The organism is Nocardia sp. NPDC005998 (assembly GCF_040614395.1).
Classification (GTDB): Bacteria; Actinomycetota; Actinomycetes; order Mycobacteriales; family Mycobacteriaceae; genus Nocardia.
Map to the genome: position 1 here is coordinate 1 of NZ_JBEXUI010000061.1, position 22,990 is coordinate 22,990.

At 65.8% G+C, this 22,990-nt stretch carries 25 protein-coding genes; 11 read left to right on the forward strand and 14 right to left on the reverse strand.

Features of this window, described 5'->3' with window-relative positions:
- Window positions 1-312: TrmH family RNA methyltransferase (locus tag ABZ293_RS39665; RefSeq protein WP_355189464.1), on the forward strand; the 312-nt coding region annotated here is incomplete at its 5' end.
- A gap of 30 nt (window positions 313-342) precedes the next feature.
- Here ABZ293_RS39665 and ABZ293_RS39670 read toward each other — a convergent pair.
- The 3 genes from ABZ293_RS39670 to ABZ293_RS39680 form a co-directional block, all read right to left on the reverse strand.
- Window positions 343-549, reverse strand: coding sequence for a hypothetical protein (locus ABZ293_RS39670; protein ID WP_355189466.1), 207 nt, complete (start codon window positions 547-549; stop codon window positions 343-345).
- 13 nt (window positions 550-562) lie between these two features.
- A complete protein-coding gene (locus tag ABZ293_RS39675; protein WP_355189468.1) occupies window positions 563-1,171 on the reverse strand; it encodes a hypothetical protein in 609 nt (202 codons plus the stop codon).
- 146 nt (window positions 1,172-1,317) lie between these two features.
- Window positions 1,318-1,473 (reverse strand): hypothetical protein, encoded by a 156-nt coding sequence (locus ABZ293_RS39680; protein ID WP_355189470.1) that lies wholly within the window; start codon window positions 1,471-1,473, stop codon window positions 1,318-1,320.
- Window positions 1,474-1,669: 196 nt separating this feature from the next.
- Between ABZ293_RS39680 and ABZ293_RS39685 the strand changes: the two genes are divergently transcribed.
- From ABZ293_RS39685 to ABZ293_RS39695, 3 genes are read left to right on the forward strand one after another with little or no spacing between them, the layout of a single operon-like run.
- On the forward strand, window positions 1,670-2,023 hold the full coding sequence (locus ABZ293_RS39685) for a hypothetical protein (protein ID WP_355189472.1): 354 nt from the start codon (window positions 1,670-1,672) through the stop codon (window positions 2,021-2,023).
- Complete coding sequence (locus tag ABZ293_RS39690) at window positions 2,013-2,513, forward strand: DUF6879 family protein (RefSeq protein WP_355189474.1); 501 nt, start codon at window positions 2,013-2,015, stop codon at window positions 2,511-2,513. Before ABZ293_RS39685 ends, ABZ293_RS39690 begins: the two co-directional genes overlap by 11 nt.
- On the forward strand, window positions 2,510-3,355 hold the full coding sequence (locus ABZ293_RS39695; RefSeq protein ID WP_355189476.1) for a helix-turn-helix transcriptional regulator: 846 nt from the start codon (window positions 2,510-2,512) through the stop codon (window positions 3,353-3,355). The genes ABZ293_RS39690 and ABZ293_RS39695 overlap by 4 nt, the downstream gene beginning before the upstream one ends.
- 142 nt (window positions 3,356-3,497) lie before the next feature.
- Here the strand turns inward: ABZ293_RS39695 and ABZ293_RS39700 are convergent, their stop codons facing one another.
- From ABZ293_RS39700 to panB, 5 genes are all read right to left on the reverse strand, one after another.
- A complete protein-coding gene (locus ABZ293_RS39700) occupies window positions 3,498-4,454 on the reverse strand; it encodes a CHAD domain-containing protein (protein WP_355189478.1) in 957 nt (318 codons plus the stop codon).
- 3 nt (window positions 4,455-4,457) lie between these two features.
- Window positions 4,458-5,420: a prolyl aminopeptidase gene (pip, locus tag ABZ293_RS39705; RefSeq protein WP_355189480.1), complete on the reverse strand. Its 963-nt coding sequence runs from the start codon at window positions 5,418-5,420 to the stop codon at window positions 4,458-4,460.
- Window positions 5,420-5,872 carry a hypothetical protein gene (locus ABZ293_RS39710; RefSeq protein WP_355189482.1) on the reverse strand — a complete coding sequence of 151 codons (453 nt, stop codon included), beginning with the start codon at window positions 5,870-5,872 and terminating at the stop codon, window positions 5,420-5,422. Before ABZ293_RS39710 ends, pip begins: the two co-directional genes overlap by 1 nt.
- Before the next feature lie 119 nt (window positions 5,873-5,991).
- Window positions 5,992-6,852 carry a phosphotransferase gene (locus tag ABZ293_RS39715; RefSeq protein ID WP_355189484.1) on the reverse strand — a complete coding sequence of 287 codons (861 nt, stop codon included), beginning with the start codon at window positions 6,850-6,852 and terminating at the stop codon, window positions 5,992-5,994.
- Between the two features lie 7 nt (window positions 6,853-6,859).
- The gene (gene panB / locus ABZ293_RS39720) at window positions 6,860-7,717 is read right to left on the reverse strand and encodes a 3-methyl-2-oxobutanoate hydroxymethyltransferase (RefSeq protein ID WP_355189486.1); all 858 of its coding nucleotides are present in this window, start codon (window positions 7,715-7,717) and stop codon (window positions 6,860-6,862) included.
- Window positions 7,718-7,901: 184 nt separating this feature from the next.
- On the opposite strand from panB, the gene ABZ293_RS39725 reads away from it, so the two are divergent.
- The 3 genes from ABZ293_RS39725 to ABZ293_RS39735 all read left to right on the forward strand — a co-directional run bounded on the left by ABZ293_RS39725 (window position 7,902) and on the right by ABZ293_RS39735 (window position 14,032).
- Entirely contained in the window at window positions 7,902-9,437 is a 1,536-nt protein-coding gene (locus ABZ293_RS39725) for an alpha/beta hydrolase (RefSeq protein WP_355189487.1), read from the forward strand.
- Between the two features lie 137 nt (window positions 9,438-9,574).
- The gene (locus tag ABZ293_RS39730) at window positions 9,575-10,915 is read left to right on the forward strand and encodes a glutamine synthetase family protein (protein ID WP_354952463.1); all 1,341 of its coding nucleotides are present in this window, start codon (window positions 9,575-9,577) and stop codon (window positions 10,913-10,915) included.
- A gap of 105 nt (window positions 10,916-11,020) precedes the next feature.
- A complete protein-coding gene (locus ABZ293_RS39735) occupies window positions 11,021-14,032 on the forward strand; it encodes a bifunctional [glutamine synthetase] adenylyltransferase/[glutamine synthetase]-adenylyl-L-tyrosine phosphorylase (protein WP_355189489.1) in 3,012 nt (1,003 codons plus the stop codon).
- A gap of 31 nt (window positions 14,033-14,063) precedes the next feature.
- Here ABZ293_RS39735 and ABZ293_RS39740 read toward each other — a convergent pair whose 3' ends face one another.
- A complete protein-coding gene (locus tag ABZ293_RS39740) occupies window positions 14,064-14,396 on the reverse strand; it encodes a helix-turn-helix domain-containing protein (RefSeq protein WP_355189491.1) in 333 nt (110 codons plus the stop codon).
- Window positions 14,397-14,517: 121 nt separating this feature from the next.
- Here ABZ293_RS39740 and ABZ293_RS39745 point away from each other — a divergent pair, with 121 nt between their 5' ends.
- Both ABZ293_RS39745 and ABZ293_RS39750 read left to right on the forward strand, forming a co-directional pair.
- Complete coding sequence (locus ABZ293_RS39745; protein WP_327096773.1) at window positions 14,518-14,856, forward strand: hypothetical protein; 339 nt, start codon at window positions 14,518-14,520, stop codon at window positions 14,854-14,856.
- Window positions 14,856-15,497 (forward strand): cysteine hydrolase, encoded by a 642-nt coding sequence (locus tag ABZ293_RS39750; RefSeq protein WP_355189493.1) that lies wholly within the window; start codon window positions 14,856-14,858, stop codon window positions 15,495-15,497. Before ABZ293_RS39745 ends, ABZ293_RS39750 begins: the two co-directional genes overlap by 1 nt.
- Here ABZ293_RS39750 and ABZ293_RS39755 read toward each other — a convergent pair.
- The gene (locus tag ABZ293_RS39755) at window positions 15,451-15,843 is read right to left on the reverse strand and encodes a hypothetical protein (RefSeq protein WP_355189495.1); all 393 of its coding nucleotides are present in this window, start codon (window positions 15,841-15,843) and stop codon (window positions 15,451-15,453) included. The two genes, ABZ293_RS39750 and ABZ293_RS39755, sit on opposite strands and share 47 nt — an antisense overlap.
- A 55-nt stretch (window positions 15,844-15,898) precedes the next feature.
- Here ABZ293_RS39755 and ABZ293_RS39760 point away from each other — a divergent pair, with 55 nt between their 5' ends.
- Both ABZ293_RS39760 and ABZ293_RS39765 read left to right on the forward strand, forming a co-directional pair.
- Complete coding sequence (locus tag ABZ293_RS39760) at window positions 15,899-16,843, forward strand: endonuclease/exonuclease/phosphatase family protein (RefSeq protein ID WP_355189497.1); 945 nt, start codon at window positions 15,899-15,901, stop codon at window positions 16,841-16,843.
- A gap of 149 nt (window positions 16,844-16,992) precedes the next feature.
- A complete protein-coding gene (locus ABZ293_RS39765) occupies window positions 16,993-18,435 on the forward strand; it encodes a metallopeptidase (RefSeq protein ID WP_355189499.1) in 1,443 nt (480 codons plus the stop codon).
- On the opposite strand, the gene ABZ293_RS39770 is transcribed toward ABZ293_RS39765, so the two are convergent.
- The 4 genes from ABZ293_RS39770 to ABZ293_RS39785 are packed head-to-tail and all read right to left on the reverse strand — an operon-like array spanning window position 18,432 to window position 22,980.
- Complete coding sequence (locus ABZ293_RS39770; RefSeq protein ID WP_355189501.1) at window positions 18,432-18,881, reverse strand: 6,7-dimethyl-8-ribityllumazine synthase; 450 nt, start codon at window positions 18,879-18,881, stop codon at window positions 18,432-18,434. The genes ABZ293_RS39765 and ABZ293_RS39770 overlap by 4 nt on opposite strands.
- A 9-nt stretch (window positions 18,882-18,890) precedes the next feature.
- Window positions 18,891-19,775: a lysophospholipase gene (locus ABZ293_RS39775; RefSeq protein WP_355189503.1), complete on the reverse strand. Its 885-nt coding sequence runs from the start codon at window positions 19,773-19,775 to the stop codon at window positions 18,891-18,893.
- Window positions 19,772-21,322 carry a M20/M25/M40 family metallo-hydrolase gene (locus tag ABZ293_RS39780; protein WP_355189505.1) on the reverse strand — a complete coding sequence of 517 codons (1,551 nt, stop codon included), beginning with the start codon at window positions 21,320-21,322 and terminating at the stop codon, window positions 19,772-19,774. The genes ABZ293_RS39775 and ABZ293_RS39780 overlap by 4 nt, the downstream gene beginning before the upstream one ends.
- Window positions 21,319-22,980, reverse strand: a complete 1,662-nt coding sequence (locus ABZ293_RS39785) for a CocE/NonD family hydrolase (RefSeq protein ID WP_355189507.1) — start codon at window positions 22,978-22,980, stop codon at window positions 21,319-21,321. The genes ABZ293_RS39780 and ABZ293_RS39785 overlap by 4 nt, the downstream gene beginning before the upstream one ends.
- Between the last annotated feature and the right edge of the window lie 10 nt (window positions 22,981-22,990).

The following is a 22,990-nucleotide window of genomic DNA, read 5'->3' on the forward strand; positions in this document are numbered from 1 at the left end:
AATACGCTGCGGCACCGGCTATGTGTGCACTGGATCGACGGCCGCGTCGACCGCTGGCTGGCCCGACAGCGCACCGGCGGTTCGGCAATCGTCGGCGTGGAACTGACCGATGAATCCATCCGCCTCGCCGACCTCCCCGTCGCCCGCAAACGCACCATCATCGTCCTCGGCCACGAATCCACCGGCATCCCACCCGAAGCACTGGAACTCCTCGACACCGCCGTCGAAATCCCCATGGTCGGCACCGGCCACAGCCTCAATGTCGCGGTCGCGGGCTCGTTGGTGCTCTACAAACTCGCGGGACTCTGTTGATCCGCGTCAGTTCAGGTCGCAACGACAGGGTCACTCGTCCGGGGTGTATTCGGCGTACTGCCCGGACTTGGGGACGGTGGCTGTGGCCAACTCTCGGGCGGCTTGAACCAGTGCGTCTATGGCCCGGTGCTCTGGACCGAGGTACCGGCCCGCCTCCTCCGTGATCTGTTGGAGCTGGTCTCGCAGCCTCGCTGAGGTTTCCTTGTCGAGTGCGCCGGGGGGTTCCGTGGTAGGCATGCCGTTCCTCCGGTCAGAATCGGTTGGGGCACTTTGAGGTTGGTACCTCCACGGTGCCGGATGCATTGTTGTAGGTGAACCGGTGTCCTTGAATCTTGCCCTGTATGCCGACGCTGACGCGCCATCTCCCGGTGTAGCACGCGGCCGACACCGTGTAGGAGTGTCCACCGGTCCGGTATGGCGGCGGGACGCTGGAATCGGTTCGGGTGGAGGCAACTTCCCACCGGCCGCCCTCTTCGTGCTCCAGTGCCAAGGTAACTATGTGTTCGTCCGGCGGGACATCACAGGCGGCAATACCGTCCCCGGTGATCTGGGGCGGGAGCACTGTCGGCACGCTGTGCGTGAATTCGAAATCGCAGCTGAGGGCGGCTTGGGCCGTGCCGGTGCCGACCGTAGCCGCTGGACTCATGCCGATCAGTACGGCCGCAGAGATAAGCCCTAGTCGCGCGATATTGATATTCAAAGGTAAATCCCCCGATTTTGATGGATTCGAATCGCTCAATCCGGACTTGACTCGCTCTAGAAGATCGGGTGTTGGAGGTTCCCACTCGTCGAAGCTAGCGAGAAGAAACAGGCCCGATCTCAGACCGGGGTCACGTTCCGGAAGATCTTCGTCAGTCATCTAGCTACCGCCTTGCTGGCGGCTGTCTTCGCATTCGATCCGTTCCCGGACCGCTCGTACGGACTTCTCTTTCGGTATCCGCTGAGGCCAGAACACCAGCGCGAAGAACGCGACCAGCGGAACAGCGAACGCAACACTGAGCCCGATCATGCCGCAGGCCCGTCTGTGTCGGCATTGCCGGTAGCCGGAGGTTCAGACCCCCGCCACTCCGGATATATCCCGGAGGACTCGTCTTCGTCGCCGTAGTCGGCGAGCTCCAACAATCCGCCTGGGAACACGAACAGTCGTGTGCGCCTGTCCATCTCGACTCCTGTAGTCCGGTGCTGGTAGGCACCCCGTGACCGGTTGGCGTCACATGTCACGGGGGCCAACTCAGACGCTAAGAACCGGCTAGCAGGCCAGTCCACGATCGTGCTCAATCGTGCACGGATTCGAATATTCCCACTGCATAGTGGGAATCGCTGAGCCACAATCGGTTTAGTGTGTGCAACCTCGTGCATGACCGAACAGGGAGGTACAGCGATGTCATTGCGTTTTCTAGGCAAAGGTGGAAGCACCAACAACGGATGCCCTACTTTGCTGGCGAACGACCCTGGCGGGTACGTCGTCCAAGCATGGAAGACCGACCGGACCGATACCGTTGAGCTGCCTCACCTGCTGCTCGGCTTCTTGGAGCCGGATACATTCATCGGTTCGACTTTGACCGACACCGGCCGGGGTACGTTCCGGCTCACTGGTCGACCGATCACGGATGACGAGACACTGTGTCAGCTCGACCTTGCCGACGACGAGACGGCTATCGAGGTGCCGAAGCTAGAAAGGACGTTCTACGGTGCGGCTAGTGCCCGATGAAGGTTTTCCGGATCTACTCCGGTCCTGCAAGCGGGAAGCGTTCCATCTCGAAGTGCTCGACTCCTACGCCGAACCACACGAGTACGAACCGCTACGGCGATTCCTTGCGGGTCAGCCAGATGACTACGCCTGGTTCCAGGACTGGACGAACCTGGTACAGGAAACGGTCAGCCGCGGTGTAGCGGTTACACGGGTTCGTATTGTCACCGAGCCGCACACCGACTACACCCGATTCTCTATGGCCGTAGCGGAACTCAACACCAAGGCGGGAGAGGACATCCGGTACCTGCCCCGGCATCTCGCTGGGGAAGTGTCACCGGATGATTTCTGGCTGTTCGATGATGAGCTGGTCATATTCTCTGCGTTCGGAGAGTCCGGGGGCTGGTCCGGTGCGGTAACCATCGACCCGTACATTGCCGCTTACTGCCATGGACTAAAAGAACGGTTCTGGTCTCTGGCTGTACCTTATTCGGATTACGTCACGCAGTGACCGATTCGGTACACCAGCAACGCGAATCTCTCGGGGCACGGCTTCGGGAGATTCGTTTTACCGCGCGTATATCCGGCGCAGAACTAGCGCGGCGAAACGCCTGGGACCCTAGCAAGGTCTCGAAGATCGAGTACGGCAGAATCAAGCCGTCGCCTGACGATATATCCGCGTACTGCCGAGAGTGCAAGGCGGAAGACCAGCTAGCGGACCTGCTCGCTACCCGGCAGAACATAGAATCCGCATACCTCGAATGGCGGAAGATCCTCGGTTCGGGAACCAAGCGTCGCCAACAAGCATCTATCAAATGGGAATCCGAAGCTCGGATACTTCGATGGTATGAGCCTGTGCTGATTCCGGGTCTGCTCCAAACGGCCGACTATGCTACCGGCATCCTGCGGAAGGTTATCGAGTTCCAGCAGATACCAAACGATCTAGACGAAGGCGTCTCGAAGAGGATGCAACGCCAGCAGGTCTTGTATCAGCGAGACCATCTATTCCACTTCGTTATCGCCGAACAAGCTCTATATACGACGGTCGGAGACGATCAGACCATGATCGGACAACTGGATCGACTGCTGGCCGTTCAGGGAATGCCGCGGGTGACGTTGGGGATAGTTCCGTTTATGGCACCGTTCGAAACTGCAACAACCAGCTTCTTGATGTTCGACTCAAAAATGGTTTTGGTTGAGGGCGTCACAGCAGAGCTGAGCATTACTCAGCCGAGAGAAATAAAGGTGTATCACCGGACGTTCGATATCTTGGTTGGTCAGTCGGTGACCGGCGAGGCTGCGCGAAAGCTGATCGGGGCGGCACTCGACAAACGACGCGGACGGCGCCCTTAGGCGCAGTATCGCCGGTCCAGGGCTGCCTGGATCATGTCGCGGGCTGACTCCCGGTCACCGATTGTTTGGCAGAGTATCGACCGCGCGACCATAGACTGCTAGCGGACCTCGAACCCGACCGCGTGCCGAAAAGTCAAGTGACTCATCCGGAAACGAACGCCGCTGCGGCCGGATATTTGGCCAGGGCTTCGCCCGCGGCGATCTCCTCGGCGTCGGCGAGTAGTTCATAGATCGTCGCGTTGACCCCGGTGGCGTGGGTTGCGGTGGCGCGCGCCAGGATCGCGTCGCGGGAATCGACGGCGTCACGGTGGTCGCCGAGTACGGTTTGCAGGCGTTTTGCCTCGGTGCCGAGATCCTTTGCGGCACTACCGAGTACGTCGACGGCGCCTTCGCAGCAGTAGCGGAGGCGTTTGGCGCTCTTGCGGATATCGTGCAGCAGTTCGATGCGTTCGTCGGCCGAGACGGTGGGTTCGGCGTAGACCAGCCGCCGTAGGCGCTTGCGGTCCTTGCGCAGGATGCGCTCGAAGACCTCGGCGGCCGGGATCTCGGCCCGGTGTGGGTCGAGGGGCGGATGTGTGCGCCAGGTCGAAAGTTCGTGGCGCAGTGTGTGGTAGCGCTTGTCGTCGAGGGCGGTGAGGATTTCGGCGTGCGCGCTGGCGTATCGGGCCTTCTCGGCGTCGACCAGTTCGGTTCGGACGTATTCGGTGGTGCCGGGGACGTATCCGTCTCCGGCGGATCGCGCTACGGTCACGCCCGCCGCGGCCTCGGCCGCCCTGGACTCCGTTGCCAGCCGGGCGAATTCATCCTGCGGCGCATGCGCGGCCAGCAGTGCCGCGAACCGATCCGCGCGCACCTCGGCGTCCCTGGCGACGCCGAGCAGACCCGCCAGCCACTTCAGCTCCTCCTGCATGGTGGCGATCGGCGCGGACTCGAAAAGGCTGCGATATGAGCGCAGTACGCTGCGCAGCCTGCGCGTCGCGACCCGCATCTGGTGTACCGAATCCCAGGCGTCGGCACGGACTTTCGGTTCGGCGGCCAGCAGCCGGTCGACATCGTCGCGTAGCGCCGCGATGATGGCGTCTCCGGCTGTGACCCGCATATCTCAACTCACTTTCGCGAATCCGTCGGTCGCCTCGACGAGGTGGTGGGTGATGCCGGGTTCGGCGGCGGCATGTCCGGCGTCGTCGACGATGTGCAGTACCGAACCGGGCCAGGCGCGGTGCAATTCCCAGGCACTGGTGGCCGGGCACACGACGTCGTGGCGGCCCTGCACGATGACGGCCGGGATGTGTGCAATGGTACCGATATCGCGCAGCAGCTGCCCCTCGTCGAGGAATCCGCCGTTGACGAAGTAGTGGTTCTCGATCCTGGCGAATGCCAGTGCGAACCGCGGTTCGGCGCTGTCCTGCACCCGATCCGGTTGCGGCAGTAGCGAACTCGTCGCGCCCTCCCAGGTGGACCAGGCGATCGCGGCCGCGAGCGCAACCTGCTCATCGGGGGAGTGCAGCAATCGGTGATACACCTGCACCAGATCGCCGTCGCGCTCGTCCTCGGGCACCGGGGCCAGGAACTTCTCCCACTCGTCCGGGTAGATGTTGCCCGCCGCGCCGTTGTAGTACCAGTCGATTTCCTTGCGCCGCAGCAGAAAGATCCCGCGCAACACCAGCTCGGTGACCCGCTGTGGATACTGCTGCGCGTAGGCGAGCGCGAGGGTGGAACCCCAGGAGCCGCCGAATACCTGCCAGCGGTCGATGCCGAGGTGGGTGCGCAGCGCCTCGATATCGGCGACCAGATGTGCGGTGGTGTTGGTCTCCAGACTCGCTCCGTCGGCGATGTGCGGGGTCGACCGGCCGCAGCCGCGCTGATCGAGCAGCACGATCCGGTAGGCCGCCGGATCGAAGAACTGCCGGTGGAACGGTTCGGTGCCGCCGCCGGGTCCGCCGTGCAGGAATACCACCGGTTTGCCGTCCGGATTCCCGCTGACCTCCCAGTACACGGATTGGCCCGCGCCCACGTCGAGCATGCCGGTGTCGTAGGGCTCGATCGGAGGGTAGAAAGTACGCATCAGAAGGCGAGTCCCGAAGCGAGATCGTTCAGTTCCAGCGCCTCCAGCGCCTGCTGGCGCACATCGGCGCAGCTCTTGGTGGTGATCCGGTCGATCATCGCCTTATCGGCGAGCACATGGCCGTTGATGCCGCCATTGCGCAGCGCCCATTCGTGCACCAGCGCGTTGTATCCGATCCGGCCGAGCGTCGGCCCCTGCACCCGCCAGTTCGACAGCTCGGGACGGATCATGTCGCACAGCTGGGTGGCCGAGGCATCGGAGATCTCCAAGGTCGTCGGGGCCGCGCCGGTGGTCTTGCCCGGCGCGGCGCTGGCCGTCACCGATCCGGTGGTCGAGCTCGAGCTGCCGGTCGGCGTCGGGTTCGAGCCGCTTCCGCAGGCGGTGAGCGCCGCGGCGGCGAAAACACCCGCCACCACCAGCGTGCTGCGTGAAATCCAACCGGGTTGCGCCATTAGTACCTCTGCTCGTGTCGATATTGTCGGCTTCGAGTCTGCCATTATTTGCACCGTGTGGCCCGCGCGAGTTTGCTGGGCACCGCCGTGCCGCGGCGGATCCGCCCTGGTCGCGGTGGTCAGCGAAATTTCGTGCGCAGATCGTCCAGCAACCCGTGCAGGAAGCGGGCGAAGCGGGGTGACGAGGCGTCGATGGCGCGCCACGGATGTAGGGCGACCAGTGGGGCCAACCGGTCGGCGAGTGCGATCTCGGTGTCGGAGACGGCGCCTGTTCGCCGCCACCGGTCGAGGTATTCGGTGCGGTGCGGGCCGCGCAGCACCCGCCAGGACAGGAAGGGGTGGGTGAGCACCGCGTCGCCCCAGTCGAACAGCATGCCGGTGGCCGCGGCCGACCCGGTGAAGACATTGCCGGGGTGCAGATCGTTGTGTTCGATACTCAGCCTGCCGAATTCGGCGAGCGCCGTCGCGGCTTCGGTGATCGCGGCGCCGAGGCCGGGGATGCGTGGCTCGAAGTGGCGGTAGACCGTGATCAGTTGGGGCGGTGGCAGATACGGTGTGCCGGTGGCGCGCAGATCATCGATATGGTCGGCCATCGCCAGCTGGAGATCGGCGTAGGAGCGGACCAGCTCGGTCCACACGGCCTCGGAGTCCGGCGCGGTGGTGCCGCCGTCCGGGCTGAGCAGCCAGCCGTGATCCGCTTGCACCGCAATGGGTTCGAGCACACTGCCGGGACGCAACCGGGACAATGTCTGCAACAGCGGACCTTCGTGTGCGCAGGCGCGCGAGTTGGCCTTCAACCACACCGGACCCGCATCGGTCGGAATGCGGACGATCAGCGACCAGGCGCGCCGTCGCGTTTCCTCCGGTGCGCCAATGATTTTCACACCGCGCGCGGTGAGAATCCCGGTGGCCCAGTCGAGGATCGGCCACACGGGCTGGCCGAGCAGAGCCGCGGGTGCGTGCACTGCCCGGCCGGTCATCGTGAACTCAGAAGCTGTGCTCGGGACCGGGGAAGGTCCCGCGACGCACTTCGTCGGCGTAAGCGGCCGCGGCGGAACGCAGTTCATCGCCGACATTGCCGAAACGCTTGACGAACTTGGCGGTCTTACCCGAGGTGTAGCCCGCCATATCCTGCCAGACCAGCACCTGCGCATCGCATTCCACACCAGCGCCGATGCCGATGGTCGGGATGGTCAGCTTGCGGGTGACCTGTCCGGCCAATTCGGCGGGCACCATCTCCATCACCACGGAGAACGCACCGGCCTCCTGCACCGCGATGGCATCGGCGATGAGCTGCTCGGCACCGTCGCCGCGCCCCTGCACCCGGAAACCGCCGAGGGTGTTGACGCTCTGCGGGGTGAAGCCGATATGCGCCATGACCGGAATACCGGCCGAGGTGATCAGCGCGATCTGGTCGGCGACCCGCTCACCGCCCTCCAACTTCACCGCGTGCGCGCCGCCCTCCTTCATGAACCGGATGGCGGTGGCCAGGGCCTGCTGCGGCGAGGTCTCGTAGGTGCCGAACGGCAGATCGGCCACCACCAGCGCATGCGGTGCGCCGCGGACCACACCGCGGACCAGCGGAATGAGCTCGTCGACGGTGATCGGCACGGTGGTGTCGTAGCCATAGACGACATTGGCCGCGGAGTCGCCGACCAGCAGTACCGGAATTCCGGCCTCTTCGAAGATGCGCGCGGAAGAAAAGTCGTAGGCGGTCAGCATCGACCAGCGTTCGCCTTCGGCCTTCATCTGCTGCAGATGATGCACCCGCGTCTTGCGCTTGGCCGCCTTGGCAGTGGCCGGGGCAGCGCCGTAGGCAGGGGTTTCCGAATCGGATACGGACATCATCGTCCCTTTCATGGTTGTCGCCTCGAGGCCCGTGCGGGTCCCCGGGTTTGTATGACCAATTCAGTCTGCCACCCGCGTGATCGCGGCTTAAGGGCGTTAACGGTGCATTTGGTCACAGCTGCGCCCGGGTAGTCGGACGACCCGGAGTCGGAGCGCGCCCGGTGGTGGCAGGATCTTTGCTATGTCTTTGGTGCGGAGTGGGCGCGGTGTGCTGATCGCGGTGGCGTTGACGGTGGTGGCGGTCGGGTGCTCGGCCTCGAAGGACGAGCCGGGCCAGCCGTTGCCCGCACCGCCCGCGGGCCTGGAAAAGTTCTACAGCCAGACCGTGAACTGGGGTTCCTGCGACGACTTCGGCTCCGCGGACGACCGCCCCGCGCCGAAGGCCGAGTGCGCGCGCATCAATGTGCCCGTCGACTACACCAAGCCCGACGGTGCGACCGCATCGCTGGCGCTGACTCGAATCCCGGCCAGCGGCAAGCGAATCGGCTCGCTGCTGCTCAATCCGGGCGGGCCCGGGGTATCGGGCCTTTCGATATCGGGTATCGCGGGCAAGACACCCTTGGCCGAGAGCTTCGACCGAGTCGGCTTCGATCCGCGCGGGGTCGGCTCCTCGACTCCGAGCATCGCCTGTCTGACCCCGCAGCAGAACGACGCGGAACGGGCCGAACTGCCGACCGACAACACCCCGGAGGGCATCGCCAAGGCCGAGGACGAGAACCGGCAGTTCGTCGGCCACTGTGTGGAGCGCACCGGCACGGACTTCCTGTCCCATGTCGGCACCCGCGAGGTGGTGCAGGACATGGACGTCATCCGGGCGGTGCTCGGCGATCCGAAACTCACCTATCTGGGGTACTCCTACGGCACCAAACTCGGCTCGGCCTACGCCGAGAAGTTCCCGAACAATGTGCGCGCGCTGGTACTCGACGGCGCGGTGGACTCTTCGCAGGATCCGGTGCAGGAATCGCTGCGGCAGGCGGCCGGATTCCAGAAGGCCTTCGACGCCTATGCCACCGACTGCGCCAAGCAGGCGGACTGCCCGCTCGGCACCGATCCGGCCCAGGCGGTCGCGAAGTTCCGCGCACTGGTGAATCCGCTGGAGACCAAATCCGCCTCGACCGCCGATCCGCGCGGGCTCAGCTACAGCGATGCCATCACCGGGGTGCAGCAGGCGCTCTACTCCGACGATTACTGGCGGGTGCTCACCCTCGGCCTGTCCGAATTGCGCAACGGGCGCGGCGACACGCTGTTGAAGCTCGCCGATCTGTACGACGGCCGCCGCGAGGACGGCTCCTACGACAACACGCAGGAGGCCTTCAACGCGATCCGCTGTGTCGATGATCCGCGCATCGACGATCGCGCGGTGGCGAGCCGTCAGGACGCCGAATATCGGAAGGCGGCGCCGTTCCTGGACGACGGCCGCGGCACCGGTGCGGTACCGCTGGAACTGTGCGCCATCTGGCCGGTGCCGAATACCAGCACCCCGCACAAGGTCTCGGCACCCGGTCTGCCGAAGACGGTGGTGGTGTCGACCACCGAGGATCCGGCGACGCCGTATCAGGCCGGTGTCGACCTGGCCAACCAGCTGGGCGCCGCATTGATCACCTATCAGGGCACCAGACACACCGCGGCATTGGTCGCGGGCAATCAGTGTCTGGACGACGCGGTTATCGCCTACCTGACCGATCTTACGATTCCGACGGCCGGTCTGACCTGCTGATTTCGCGCATCGTGCCCATGGTTGCCGCGCTCACGACGCGATCTTGGGCACGGTGCGATTCATTCCGAAAGATGGGATTGCAATCCCTAAGCGTGTATGTAACACGGATTTAACGCCAGATGCTTACGCTCGGCGACATGGATCGCCAGAAGGAATTCGTGCTGCGGACGCTCGAAGAACGGGATATCCGCTTCGTGCGTCTCTGGTTCACCGATGTGCTGGGTTATCTGAAGTCCGTTGCCATCGCACCGGCGGAGCTGGAGGGTGCCTTCGAAGAGGGCATCGGCTTCGACGGCTCGGCCATCGAGGGCTTCGCCCGCGTATCCGAGGCCGATATGGTGGCGCGGCCGGATCCGTCCACCTTCCAGGTGCTGCCGTGGGCAACGAGCAAGGGCCACCAGCACTCCGCGCGCATGTTCTGCGATATCACCATGCCCGACGGTTCGCCGTCCTGGGCCGATCCGCGCCATGTGCTGCGGCGTCAGCTCAACAAGGCCGGTGACGTCGGCTTCAGCTGCTACGTCCATCCCGAGATCGAGTTCTTCCTCCTGGAGAACGGCCCGCAGGACGGCTCCATGCCGACCCCGGCCGATACCGGCGGGTTCTTCGACCAGGCCGTGCACGACTCCGCGCCCAACTTCCGCCGCCACGCCATCGACGCGCTGGAGTCGATGGGCATCTCGGTGGAGTTCAGCCACCACGAGGGCGCGCCGGGTCAGCAGGAGATCGACCTGCGCTACGCCGATGCGCTGTCCATGGCCGACAACGTGATGACCTTCCGCTATCTGATCAAGGAAGTGGCCATCGACGAGGGCGTGCGCGCGACCTTCATGCCCAAGCCGTTCGCCCAGTACCCGGGCTCGGCCATGCACACCCATATGAGCCTGTTCGAGGGTGAGGCCAACGCCTTCCACGATCCGGACGACCCGATCAACCTCTCGGAGACCGCGCGGGCGTTCATCGCGGGCATTCTCGAACACGCTCCGGAGATCAGCGCGATCACCAACCAGTGGGTGAACTCCTACAAGCGGCTCATCCACGGCGGTGAGGCGCCGACCGCCGCCTCCTGGGGCCGGTCCAACCGCTCCGCGCTGGTGCGCGTACCGATGTACACCCCCAACAAGGCGTCCTCGCGCCGGGTCGAGATCCGCAGCCCAGATTCGGCCTGCAACCCCTACCTGACCTTCGCGGTGCTGCTCGCCGCCGGTCTGCGCGGCATCGAGAAGGGCTACACGCTGCCGCCGGAGGCCGAGGACGATGTGTGGTCGCTGACCGCCGCCGAACGGCGCGCCATGGGCTTCCGCGAGCTGCCCGGCACCCTCGACGAGGCACTGCAGGCGATGGAGCGTTCGGAGCTGGTCGCCGAGACGCTCGGCGAGCATGTGTTCGACTTCTTCCTGCGCAACAAGCGCCGGGAGTGGGCGGACTACCGCAGCCAGGTGACGCCGTACGAGCTCAAGGAGTATCTCGGCCTGTAGGAGTACCTCCTCCGGTAGGCGCTGAAACCGGCATCGTCGGCTACGTTTACGAATCTTTCCACCGTCCTTTGTGGAAACGGATGATCGGGCAACTAAGTTGGACTTATGGTCCGGCCGCCCTCTGCTCGTTCAGCTGTCCCCGGTGTCGGTCGGCTCGGCTTACTCGAGCCGACCGCCGCCGCCTCGTTACGAGAGTTGGCGTGGGACAATATCGACAGCATCCCGGTGCTTTGGGCGCTGTCCCGTGCGCCGGATGCCGATCTCGCGCTGCTGACGCTGACGCGGCTGCGGGCCGCGCTCGGCGACGGGTGGCCCGAGCTGGATGCCGCGCTGCGAAGCGATAATGCGTTGCGCGGCAGGCTTTTCGCGCTGATCGGATCGTCGAGTGCCTTCTCCGATCATCTGGTTGCCGATCCCGCAGCATGGCGAATTCTGCGGCGGGACAAGCTACCCGCGCGCGAGGAGTTGATCGCGGATCTGCTGGCCTCGGTGCGGGCCGTGCCCGCGCAGAGTCCGAATGCGGATGCGCTGCTGTACTCGGCCGAAGTCTCCGGTCCGGAGGCAATCTCGCTGCTGCGCAAGCGATATCGCGATCAGCTCATGCTGCTGGCCGCACTGGATCTGGCGGCCACCGTCGAGAACGAACCGGTGCTGCCGTATCAGGTGGTCGGCCGCCATCTCACCGATCTCGCCGATGCCGCGTTGACCGCCGCCCTCGCGGTGGCGGTGGCGCGGGTTTGCAAGGACGAGCCGGTTCCGGTGCGACTGGCCGTGATCGCCATGGGTAAGAGCGGTGCGCGCGAACTCAACTATGTCAGCGATGTGGACGTAGTCTTCGTCGCCGAACCCGCCGATGCCACCGCCACCCGATTGGCCGCCGAGCTGATGACCGTGGGCAGCGCGGCATTCTTCGAGGTCGATGCGGCACTGCGGCCCGAGGGTAAGGCGGGCGCGCTGGTACGCACCCTGGACTCGCACATTGCCTACTACAAGCGGTGGGCCAGGACCTGGGAGTTCCAGGCACTGCTCAAGGCCCGGCCGATGACCGGCGATCTGGCACTGGGCGAGCGGTACCGCGACGCCCTGATGCCGATGGTGTGGACCGCGTCCGAACGTCCTGATTTCGTCGCCGACGTGCAGGCTATGCGGCGCCGGGTGGAGAATCTGGTCCCCGCCGATCTGCGTGAACGCGAACTCAAACTCGGCCACGGCAGCCTGCGCGATGTCGAATTCGCCGTGCAGCTGCTGCAATTGGTGCACGGACGGGTGGATGAGACCCTGCACGTGCAAGGCACCGTCGAGGCGCTGACGGCCTTGGCCGCAGGCGGTTACATCGGCCGCGACGACGCCGCGAATCTCACGGCCTCGTATGAATTCCTGCGACTGCTCGAGCACCGGCTGCAATTGCAGCGGCTCAAGCGCACCCACACCCTGCCCGCCGCCGATGACGAGGAGGGCATGCGCTGGCTGGCCCGCGCCGCCCATATCCGGCCCGACGGCCGACAGGACGCGGTGGGTGTGCTCGGCACTGAGATTCGGCGTAATGCGGTGCGGGTGCGGCGATTACACGCCAAACTCTTCTATCGGCCGCTGCTCGAATCGGTGGTCAAGATGGAGCCCGCCGCGCTGCGGCTGAGTCCGGACGCGGCGATCCGGCAGCTGGCGGCGCTGGGTTATGCGGCCCCGGAAAACGCACTGGGACATCTCAAGGCGCTCACCGGCGGGGTGTCACGTAAGGGCCGGATTCAGGCGCTGCTGTTGCCGACGCTGCTCGAATGGCTCGGGGACACCCCGAATCCCGATGCCGGACTGCTCGCCTATCGGCGGGTGTCGGAGGGGCTCGACGACCAGATCTGGTTCCTGCGCGAATTGCGCGATGAGGGCGCGATCGCGCAGCGGTTGATGATCGTGCTCGGCTCCTCGGAATATCTGCCGGATCTGCTGATCAATGCGCCGGACACGATCCGGATGTACGCCGACGGCCCCGGCGGGCCGCTGCTGCTCAGCCCGCAACCGGAAGATGTCGCGCGCGGGATCCTGACCGCGTCGGCACGCTACGACGATCCGAAACGCGCGGTGGCGGCGGCTCGTTCGCTGCGCCGACACGAATTGGCGCGGGTCGCCTCGGCCGATCTGCTCGGCATGCTGGACGTGCCGCAGGTGTGCCGGGCGCTGTCCGCGGTCTGGGTCGCGGTGCTGGAGGCCGCACTGCGCGCGGTGGTTCGGGCCAGTGCGGCCGAACTCGGCGCACCGGCGCCGGCCGATATCGCGGTGATCGGCATGGGCCGTCTCGGCGGTATGGAACTGGGCTACGGTTCCGACGCCGATGTGCTGTTCGTCTGTGATCCGCGGCCCGGCCAGGACGAGACCAAGGCCGTGAAATGGGCGATCGGCATTGCGGAAAAGGTGCAGCGGTTGCTCGGCGCGCCGAGCACCGACCCGCCGCTGCAGGTCGATGCCGGATTGCGGCCGGAGGGACGCAACGGGGCGCTGGTGCGCACGCTGGCCGCCTACGCCGCCTATTACCAGCAGTGGGCCCAGCCGTGGGAGGTACAGGCGCTGCTGCGCGCCCATCAGGTGGCCGGAGATCAGGACCTCGGTGTCCGGTTCCTGCACATCATCGACAAGGTGCGTTATCCGGAAGGCGGGGTGTCGGCGGAGGCGGTGCGCGAGATCCGCCGGATCAAGGCCCGGGTGGACGCCGAACGCCTGCCGCGCGGTGCGAACCCGGCGACCCACACCAAACTCGGTCGCGGCGGCCTTGCCGATATCGAATGGACCGTGCAGCTGATGCAGCTGCGTTACGCCCACGATGTGCTCGGCCTGCACAACACCTCGACGCTGCAATCGCTGGATGTCATTCAGGAAACCAAATTGCTTGCGGCCGAGGATGTTTCGTTGCTGCGCGAGGCCTGGCTCACGGCCACCAAGGCGCGCAACGCCCTGGTGCTGGTGCGCGGTAAGCCCGCCGATCAACTCCCCGGCCCGGGCCGTCTACTATCGGCCGTCGCGCGCGTGGCGGGCTGGCCCAATGACGACGGCAGCGAGTTCCTCGACAACTACATGCGCGTGACCAGGCGGGCAAAAGCGGTGGTGGAGCGCGTCTTCGGCGGCTGACGCCGCAGCCGAATTCGGCGGCTGCTGGCGTTCAGGGCAGGGTGATGCCGACGCGGTCGGCGCGCTTGCGCCCCCATTCGTAGAGGGCGGTGAGGACCGGAACCAAACTCCAGCCCTCCTCGGTCAGGTCGTATTCGACCTGGGGCGGCACGGTGTCGAAGATGGTGCGGCGGATCAGTCCGTCGGTCTCCAGATCGCGCAGCTGCTGGACGAGCATCTTCTCACTGGTGCTCGGCATCAGGCGGCGGAGTTCGCCATAGCGGCGCACACCCTCCTTGAGATGGGCCAGGATGACCGGCTTCCACTTGCCGTCGATGAGGTCGACGGTCACCTCCACCGCGCAGTAGTAGCGCTTGTCCGGCATTGCTCGCCTCCAGGTACTCACCAAAAAGTGCGTTCTTGTAACACTGTAATCATCGGGCTTTCATGGAACTCGTCCTGCGGCGCGGCCGCACCACATTCTGCAGACATGGAGCGCGATTCCCATGAAAGTCATTGTTTTCGACAGCTTCAAGCCCGGCGTGACGATGGAGACCATCACCCCGTATCTCCCCGAAGAGGTCGCCAATGTGTGGCGGCTGTGGAAGGCGGGCATCGTCCGCGAGAACTATGCGCGCGCCGATGAGCCCGGCGTGGTGATCGTCTTCGAGGTCGACAGCGTCGAGGAGGCCAAACGCTACGTCGCCGATTTCCCGCTGACCAAGGCCGGGCATCTGGAATGGACCTATGTTCCGGTGCAGGCGCCGCTGCCGCTCGAGGCGCTGATGGATCCGTCCGTCGATGTCGCCGAGCCCTACGACCGGACGAAGGTCGGGTCGGCCTGATGCAATACGCGTACGGCCTCAGCATTCCGCAGACCCTCGCGGATGCCTGCGACCCGACCAGGATGGCGCTGATCATCTACGACATGCAGGTCGGCATCGTGCGGCAGTTGCCCGACGGCGGCGAGATCGTCGAAGCCTGCCTGCAACTGCGGGATGCGGCGCGGGAGAACGGATTTCGCGTCTTCTACACCCGGCACATGTCGCTGCCGCCCGCGGCCTCCGGTGTCTCGCAACTGCGCACGGCCATGGCGTGGCAGCGGGTCGACAATCCGAACGAGGTGCACTCCAGCTTTCCGCAGGGCTCGCCCCAGTACGAGCTCGTCCCCGAGTTGACGCCGGGGCCGAACGAGGTGGTCATCGACAAGATCACCATGTCGGCCTTCGCGGCCACCCCGCTGGATTTCGCGTTGCGCGACTTGGGTATCGATACCTACGCCATTGCGGGCATTGCCCTGGAGGTCGGCATCGAACCCACCGTCCGGCACAGCCTGGACCTGGGCTATCTGCCCATCCTGGTGACCGACGCGTGCGGCGCGGGGCACCCCGCCGCAGCCGAACGCTCCTTGGCCACACTGGCTTTCGCGGGTGGCTCGCTCACCACGGACGCCGCCGCACTCGCCGAGCAGATGAACCGCCACTGAGCGCGAACCGCACCGGACCGACCGCGGTCAGCACCTGAAAGCGCCGCACGAATGCGCGCAGTGCCATGCGGTCCTCATCGTCGGGCGGGCGGTACCCCCGCTCGGCGGTGACGGATACGGTGCTCCCGTTGCGCACCCGCAACTGGTCCCAGCACACCGGCAGCACCGGAGCGTGCACACTGTGCCCATTGCACGTCACCGTGATCCGTGAGGTGAACCGGCCCGCGGTATGCGCAAGATCCTCCGCGGCGTCGGCGGTCAGCACCCCGGTCGCCGTGAACTCCTCGACATACATCGCGACCACCTCACTCTCTGCTGGCGAGTGTACGAGGGGCACGGCGTCCACGGGATCTCCACAATCGCCGCACCTGGTCTCCACAGCCGCCGGTTAGGGTCGGAGCATGCGTAAATGGGTGGACCGGGTGCTGCTCGGGCTGGGGTGGTGCGCCCTCGGGGCGGGAGTTCTGGGGATCGTATTGCATTTCGGAACCTGGCGACGGCAGGTCTCGGTGCTGTTGGCGGCGGGAGCGTCGTATTTGATGCTCGGTGCGGTGCTGGGGCTGGTGTTGCTCCTGATCGCGCGGGGATGGAAGAGTGCGGCGGCGGCCGGGGTGATCGTGGCGGCGGTGTTGTGGACGCAGGTCCCGATGTTCGTACCGGAGGGACGGGCGGCGAGTGGGCCGGAAGTTTCGGTCATGCAGTCGAATCTGCTATTAGGGGAGGCGGATGCGGCGGCGGTGGTTCGGGCGGTGCAGGAGAACCACGTCGAGGTGCTCACCGTCGACGAGCTGACATCGGAGGTCGCGCAGCGACTCGCGGCGGCCGGAATCGAGGAGTTGCTGCCACATCAGTTCCTACAGCCGCGTGGCCTCGGCAACGGTACCGGGATCTACAGCCGATATCCGTTACGGGACACCAAGAAATACGACGACTTCTGGATGAACAATCTGTCCGCCACCATGGAGCATCCACAGCGCGGGCCGGTCGCGGTGTTCGCATTTCATCCGGTTCCGCCGTCGGTCGACTTCGCGGCGTGGAGTTCGGAGCTCGACCGGATTCGCGAAATATTGGACGCGCAACAGGGTCCCGCGATCGTCGGTGCGGATTTCAATGCCACACGCGATCATTCGGCATTCCGTGATCTGCTGCGCGGACGGTTCGTCGCGGCGGCGGATCAGGCGGGGGCCGGACCGCTGCTCACCTATCCGGCCGACCGCCGGTGGGGTCCGGTGATCGGCATCGACCACATCCTGGTCGCCGACGGCACGGCAGCGCAGGTCCGCTCGCTCACCATTCCCGGATCGGATCACCGCGCGATACTGGCCCAGGTGCAGTTGAACGCCTGACGGAGTGAATGCGCCCAGACGTATACGCGCGCAGCGGTTTCTGCGATTACCATGTGATCGCTCGACGGGCAGGCGGATGCGTCGCCGCCGCCATCGGGTCAGGGGCCGCTGAGGACGGGCCCGCGGTGAGTTCGGGGAGGAAAGACCTGATGAGGACTAGACGGCTGCGGTTCGGGGTGGTCGCGGCAGTGCTGCTGGTCGGCGCTGCGCTGGTCGGATGCGACAGCAGGGCGGCCCAGCCGGGGGCGAGCGCGGTGACCGCGGACAATCCGTGGAATGTCACCGGCGCGGTCTCCAACAACGGTCCGAGCGGCCCGCGCAAGGGTGTGCCGGATGCCGCGCTCACCGCGGAGAACGGTGACGGTGGTGCGGTCGACAGACTCGCCCTCAACACCATCGCCGATCTAGAGGACTTCTGGAAGACCGAGTACGGCAAGGACTTTCCCGGCACCTTCAAGCCGGTGAGCCGGTATATCTCCTGGAATGCCAAGGCACCCAGGGAGCAGGCGGTCACGTTCTGCAAATCCAGCACCTATCACCTGGTCAATGCCGCCTACTGCAGTCTGGACCACACCATCGGCTGGGATCGCGGCGTGCTGCTGCCGCTGCTGCAGGACAAGTACAGCGATATGGCGGTCGTGATGGTGCTCGCGCACGAGTACGGTCACTCCATCCAGGGGCAGGCCAAGATCGCCGGATTCTTCAGCGGGGCGCTGGTGAAGGAACAGCAGGCCGACTGCCTGGCCGGAGTCTTCCTTCGGCATGTGGCGGAAGGGAATTCGGCGCACTTCACGCTGAATATGACCGACGGGCTCAACGCGGTGCTCGGCGCGACCATCGCCGTGCGCGATACCGATCCGGACAACCCGAAGAATGTGCACGGTTCCGCCTTCGAGCGGACGACCGCGGTGCAGATCGGCTACACCGACGGTGCGCAGGGCTGCAAGAAGATCAGCAAGAAGGAGATCGAGCAGCGCAGGGGCACCCTCCCCACGACATACGAGGACGGCGAACAGGATGCCCAGCTTCCGGTCGACGTGCCCTCGCTGACCAGCCTGAGCCAGGCGCTGGCGAAGATCTTCCCGCTGCGCCAGCCACCGCAGTACGACTACACCGGGATCGTCAAGAACTGCGCCAAGGTGACCGCCACCGAGCCGGTCTCCTACTGCCCGAGTTCGAACAAGATCGGTACCGATGTGCCGGAACTCGCCAAACGCGGCGGGAAGATGAACGGCGATGACGAACCGCTCTCGGCGGTGGTGGACGGCGATTACAACGCCTTCGCCGTCTTCATCTCCCGCTATGTGCTCGCGGTGCAGCAGGAACGCAAGCTCTCGATCACCGGAGCCGAAACCGCCGGACTGCGCACCGCATGTCTGACCGGAGTCGTGACGACCAAGTTGAGCGAGCCCGGCAGCGATCCGCGACTATCGGCCAATGACCTCGACGAGGCGGTTTCCGGACTGCTCGCTGACGGTCTGGTCGCCGGCGATGTGGACGGCAAGGTGGTGGCGAGCGGCTTCCAGCGGTTGGAGGCGTTCCGCACCGGTGTACTCGACGGCGAGCAGACCTGTCTGACGAACTACCGCTAGTTCACCGGCAGCGAACGCAGGGAGCTGAGCGTGGTCGCCAGCGCGCGGGCCGCCTCGGCTCCCTTCGTCACGAAGTGCTCGGTGAAGAAGGTGACGTGTTCGCTGTGCTCGTGGAAGTGATGCGGGGTGAGCACCACCGAGAACACCGGCACATCGGTATCGAGCTGCACCCGCATCAGACCGTCGATCACCGCGGACGCGACGAATTCGTGGCGGTAGATGCCGCCGTCGACGACCAGTGCGGCCGCCACGATCGCCGAGTACTCGCCGCGGCGCGCCAATCGCTTGGCGTGCAGCGGGATCTCGAATGCGCCGGGCACCTCGAAGACGTCGACGGTGGTCGGGTCGAAGCCGAGCCCGGCGTATTCGGCGGTGAAGCCCTCATACGCCTTGCCGACGATGGAGCTGTGCCAGGTAGCGCGAATGAATGCGACTCTGTCTGCCATGGCCAGAGCCTACTTTCCCGTATCAGCGGTGATGTGTGCCTCCAGCCACTCCACCACGTCGGAGAGCACCTTGTCCTGTTCGGGTTCGTTGAAGACCTCATGGTAGAGACCCTCGTAGCGGATCACCGTGAGATCCTTGGCAGCCGCGGAGCGCTCGATCAGATCGCTGCTCGACGGTGCCGCGATGGCGTCGGCGGTGCCGTGCAGCACCAGCAGCGGCACGGTCAGCTTGTCCAGGCGGTTCTTGACGAACTGGGTGGCGTTCAGCATCTCCATGCCGGTGCGGGCCGGGAGTTTGCCACGGAAGACCAGCGGATCGTTGTCGTAGGCGCGAATCACCTCGGGATCGCGGCTGATCATCGACGAATCCAGTTTCAGCACACCGAAATTCGGGGCGAACCGGGACAGCAGCGGACCGAGCAGCCGCTGCAGCGGATTGCCGACGGCGATATCCAGCGGCGGCGCCGAGACCACGATGCCATCGACATCGATCGGTGCGCGGGTGGCCAGATACAGCGTGATCAGGCTGCCCATCGAATGCGCGACCAGGAACCGCGGCACATCCGGATGTTCGCGCCCGGCGATCTTCAGCATCTCCGCGACATTGTCGGCGGCACCCGACATCGAGTCGATATTGGCGTTGCTGCCCGCGGACTTGCCGTGGCCGAGGTGGTCGAGTGCGTAGACTGCGAAACCGCTGTCCGCCAAGCGCTTTCCGACGTGGGCATAGCGGCCCGAATGCTCGGCGACGCCGTGTACGAGCACGATCACCGCGCGCGCCGAGGTCTCGGGAAGCCATGCGCGCCAAGCGATCCGGCTGCCGATGCCGTCGAATTCGCCGGTCTCGGTGCCCGGTCCCGGCTCGGCGGGCTCGCTGGCCTTCGGAGTTGTCATGCATCGGCTCCTGGGGTCGGTGGCGGCGCAGCAAGCTGATCGATCAGCCGCCGGTTGAACTCGATGAGCCGAGCGTAGTTCACCAGCGAGATGCGCTCGTCGGTTCCGTGGATCGTGTCCACATCGGCCTGGGTCAGCACGATGGGCGCGAAGTTACACCGAGTCGCCGCGAGGTCGTCGTAATGTCGCGAATCGGTGGCGCCGGGGACGATTCCGCTGGTCACGGCGATACCGGGGACGACGGCCTTGGCGAGGTCGGCGATCAGGCCGAAGGCGGGGCCGGGCGGGCGGTCCGCGGACGGCTCCGAGGTCATGCCGACGAGTTCGATCCGCACGCCCGCGTCACGCACCACCTTGCGGCAGTGTTCGAGCACCGCCGCGACCGAATCGCCGGGCAGGATGCGGAAATTCACCAGGGCCTCGGCCTGCTGTGGCAGCACATTGGGTTTGATGCCACCGCGGATGACCGTCGGCGCGGTTGTCGTGCGCACCAGTGCCTCCGTCTGGGGACGGGCTGCCAGCATCCGGGTGATCACGGGGGCGGCCAGCCGGGCGAAGCCGAGGAGGTGGCGGCGATAGTCCGGGATGACGCGGCGCAGTCGCGCGACCATGTCCGCCACCACCGGCGTCATGCGCAACGGCATCGGATGGTCTTGGATCCGGCCCACCGCGCGCGCGATCCGGCCGACCGCGGTCTGCGCACCGGGCATGGACGAATGCCCGCCCACCGCCGATACCGAAAGCCGAACGGTCGCATAGCCTTTCTCACCGATCATGATCGAGGCGACCGGCCGGTCGACACCGTCGGCGACGCCGTCGAGAATTACCCCGCCCTCATCGAGCAGCAGATCCGCGCGCACACCGGATTCGCGCAGCCACTGCGCCATCCGGACCGCACCGTCATCCCCGAACACCTCTTCGTCGTGCCCGAAGGCCAGGTAGATGGTGTGCTGCGGTCGAAGTCCCGCCGCGAGCGCGGATTCGACCGCCTCCAGAATGGCGATCAGCCGACTCTTGTCATCGATCGCCCCACGGCCCCAGATGAATTCGTCGTCCACCACGCCCGCGAACGGCGGGTGCGTCCACCGCCGTGGCTCATCGACCGGCACCACGTCCTGATGTGCGAGCAGAATCGCCGACACCTGCTCCGGCTCGACGCCCGGCCAGCGGTACAGCCGGCTGTGCCCGAACCGCCGCAGCTCCAGTTCGGCGTGCACCAGTGGGAACGACCGCTCGAGGTGTGCGGCGAGACGAATGAATTCGGCGTCGCTGTCGGGGGTGTCGAGCCGCGCGGCGGAGGCCTCGGGCTCGGCATCGCGCCGCGCGACGGAATCGGCGGACACGGCGCCGTTGCGCGCGGTGTCGGCCGGTTCGCCCGACGCGGTACCCGCCTGTCCTTCGGACCCGGCACCCTGGCGCGTTGTCGATGCGATATCCGGCGGCTCATGCGAAATCGTCGCGCATCGCAGGGCGTAGGCGAGGCGTTCGGTGATCTGGGCGTCGACCACCACGGCGGTCGGGCGGGTCTGTGCGGCGCTACCTGTCATCGAGGGCCGGACGCGTACGGCAAATTCATGGGCATCTCTGCATTCTTCAACACATCGGCGCCGAGGGTGCGAACCTTCTGGTCGCGCCATTTCGCCCAGGCCTCACTGGTACCACCGGTGAGGTCGGGGGTGCGCAGGGTGGTGAGCAGCGGCAGCTCCAAACGGGCCGCGAGCACGGTGACCTGGCTATTGGCGGCGGCATGGGACCAGACATCGTCGACGACGTCGGTAATGCGGACACCGAGGCGGTCCCCGGCGCGCATCGGCCAGTCCTGGGCCAGGAGTCTGATGTCGGCGGTGTCGGCGACTGGGGCTATGCCACGGGTGATGACCGTGGCGCGGCCATCGGGCGCGATATCGAACAGTTCGACCGCGACCGTCGCAGTGGACGGACCGGACAGCCGCAGCGTTGCCGTCGGGATGCCGGAGATGTGCTGGTCGGTGGTAAGCGGCTCGGAGATGGACCAGATTTCGCGGTCGGGTCCGGGGAGCAGGCCGCGGTCGGTGTAGACACCGGTCCGCAGGTCGATCGGGACCCGGCGGGCATCCGCGGGTGGCCAGGCGGTCTCGGAGCGCCAGCCACCGTCGAACTGGCCGACGGTGATGCGCGGCCCCGGCACGTCGACATCGCGACCGGCGACGTGCTTGTCGAAGAAGGCGAGCAGTTCGGTATCGAAATCCGGTGTGCCGCATTTGCTCTCGCAGTCGCTGTGGCCCCATTCACCGAAGAATGCCCGGTGATCGCCGGGGCCGAGCGCGTTCCAGACGTCGAACACCCGATAGGCGCGGGTGTTGTAGTCGAGGAAGCCCTGGCCGAGGAACAGCGGAATCGTATTGCCGCGCAACTGTTCCACCAGATCGCGTGCGCGCCAGAACGCGGTGCCGCCATCGTGATTCGTGGTGTTCGCCGCGAATTGCGCGTAGCACTCGGGGGATATCTGGACCGCATTGGACTGGTATTCGGGCGAGTCGTCGGGTCGGCCCGGCGTGGAGGCGATGAGCAGATGCTCCATACCCGTCATATCCGAGGGCCGAATGCCCTGCTCGGTCACCGGCTTGCCGGAGAACTTCCAGGAAACGCCCTGCATGTACACATAGGAATACGGGTCGACAACCGGTCCGAACGATACGACGGCGGCCAGGCCCTTTGGTTTGGCCGCCAAGCCCATCATCCCGGTCCAGCCCTCATAGGAGGTGCCGATCATGCCCACCCGGCCGGTCGACCAGGGTTGCTCCGCCGCCCACGTCACGGCGGTGGCCACATCCGAACGTTCGCCCGGCCCACCGAAATCCGGGCAGCCGGAGGAGCCGCCGTATCCGCGCAGGTCGACGATGACGTACGTATAGCCCGCATTCAGGAACATCGCCACATGCAGGTCGTCGGTGGACGGACCGCCCTCCAGCCGCGGCATGCTCAGATAGGCGGCATGCGAGCGATACGGGCTGACGGTGAGCACCACCGGCGTGCGAGTGTCCTCGGCCACGCCCTCCGGCCGCAGGATATCGGCGTGCAGCCGGGTGCCGTCAGCGGCAGTGATATAGCTCTGCGACCACTGATATGGCACGCCGACCGGCTCTGCCGCCGTCACCGGCGCCGAAATTCCGAGTATCAGCAAAACCCCGGCCAACCCACGCCACAACACCGAACCCACAGTCACCCGAGAACTA

Coding starts and splice junctions, on each gene's coding strand:
- ABZ293_RS39670 (WP_355189466.1), bottom strand. CDS start 549: ATGCCTACCACGGAACCCCCCGGCGCACTCGACAAGGAAACCTCAGCG.
- ABZ293_RS39675 (WP_355189468.1), bottom strand. CDS start 1,171: ATGACTGACGAAGATCTTCCGGAACGTGACCCCGGTCTGAGATCGGGC.
- ABZ293_RS39680 (WP_355189470.1), bottom strand. CDS start 1,473: ATGGACAGGCGCACACGACTGTTCGTGTTCCCAGGCGGATTGTTGGAG.
- ABZ293_RS39685 (WP_355189472.1), top strand. CDS start 1,670: ATGACCGAACAGGGAGGTACAGCGATGTCATTGCGTTTTCTAGGCAAA.
- ABZ293_RS39700 (WP_355189478.1), bottom strand. CDS start 4,454: ATGCGGGTCACAGCCGGAGACGCCATCATCGCGGCGCTACGCGACGAT.
- pip (WP_355189480.1), bottom strand. CDS start 5,420: ATGCGTACTTTCTACCCTCCGATCGAGCCCTACGACACCGGCATGCTC.
- ABZ293_RS39710 (WP_355189482.1), bottom strand. CDS start 5,872: ATGGCGCAACCCGGTTGGATTTCACGCAGCACGCTGGTGGTGGCGGGT.
- ABZ293_RS39715 (WP_355189484.1), bottom strand. CDS start 6,852: ATGACCGGCCGGGCAGTGCACGCACCCGCGGCTCTGCTCGGCCAGCCC.
- panB (WP_355189486.1), bottom strand. CDS start 7,717: ATGTCCGTATCCGATTCGGAAACCCCTGCCTACGGCGCTGCCCCGGCC.
- ABZ293_RS39725 (WP_355189487.1), top strand. CDS start 7,902: ATGTCTTTGGTGCGGAGTGGGCGCGGTGTGCTGATCGCGGTGGCGTTG.
- ABZ293_RS39730 (WP_354952463.1), top strand. CDS start 9,575: ATGGATCGCCAGAAGGAATTCGTGCTGCGGACGCTCGAAGAACGGGAT.
- ABZ293_RS39735 (WP_355189489.1), top strand. CDS start 11,021: ATGGTCCGGCCGCCCTCTGCTCGTTCAGCTGTCCCCGGTGTCGGTCGG.
- ABZ293_RS39740 (WP_355189491.1), bottom strand. CDS start 14,396: ATGCCGGACAAGCGCTACTACTGCGCGGTGGAGGTGACCGTCGACCTC.
- ABZ293_RS39745 (WP_327096773.1), top strand. CDS start 14,518: ATGAAAGTCATTGTTTTCGACAGCTTCAAGCCCGGCGTGACGATGGAG.
- ABZ293_RS39750 (WP_355189493.1), top strand. CDS start 14,856: ATGCAATACGCGTACGGCCTCAGCATTCCGCAGACCCTCGCGGATGCC.
- ABZ293_RS39760 (WP_355189497.1), top strand. CDS start 15,899: ATGCGTAAATGGGTGGACCGGGTGCTGCTCGGGCTGGGGTGGTGCGCC.
- ABZ293_RS39765 (WP_355189499.1), top strand. CDS start 16,993: ATGAGGACTAGACGGCTGCGGTTCGGGGTGGTCGCGGCAGTGCTGCTG.
- ABZ293_RS39770 (WP_355189501.1), bottom strand. CDS start 18,881: ATGGCAGACAGAGTCGCATTCATTCGCGCTACCTGGCACAGCTCCATC.
- ABZ293_RS39775 (WP_355189503.1), bottom strand. CDS start 19,775: ATGACAACTCCGAAGGCCAGCGAGCCCGCCGAGCCGGGACCGGGCACC.
- ABZ293_RS39780 (WP_355189505.1), bottom strand. CDS start 21,322: ATGACAGGTAGCGCCGCACAGACCCGCCCGACCGCCGTGGTGGTCGAC.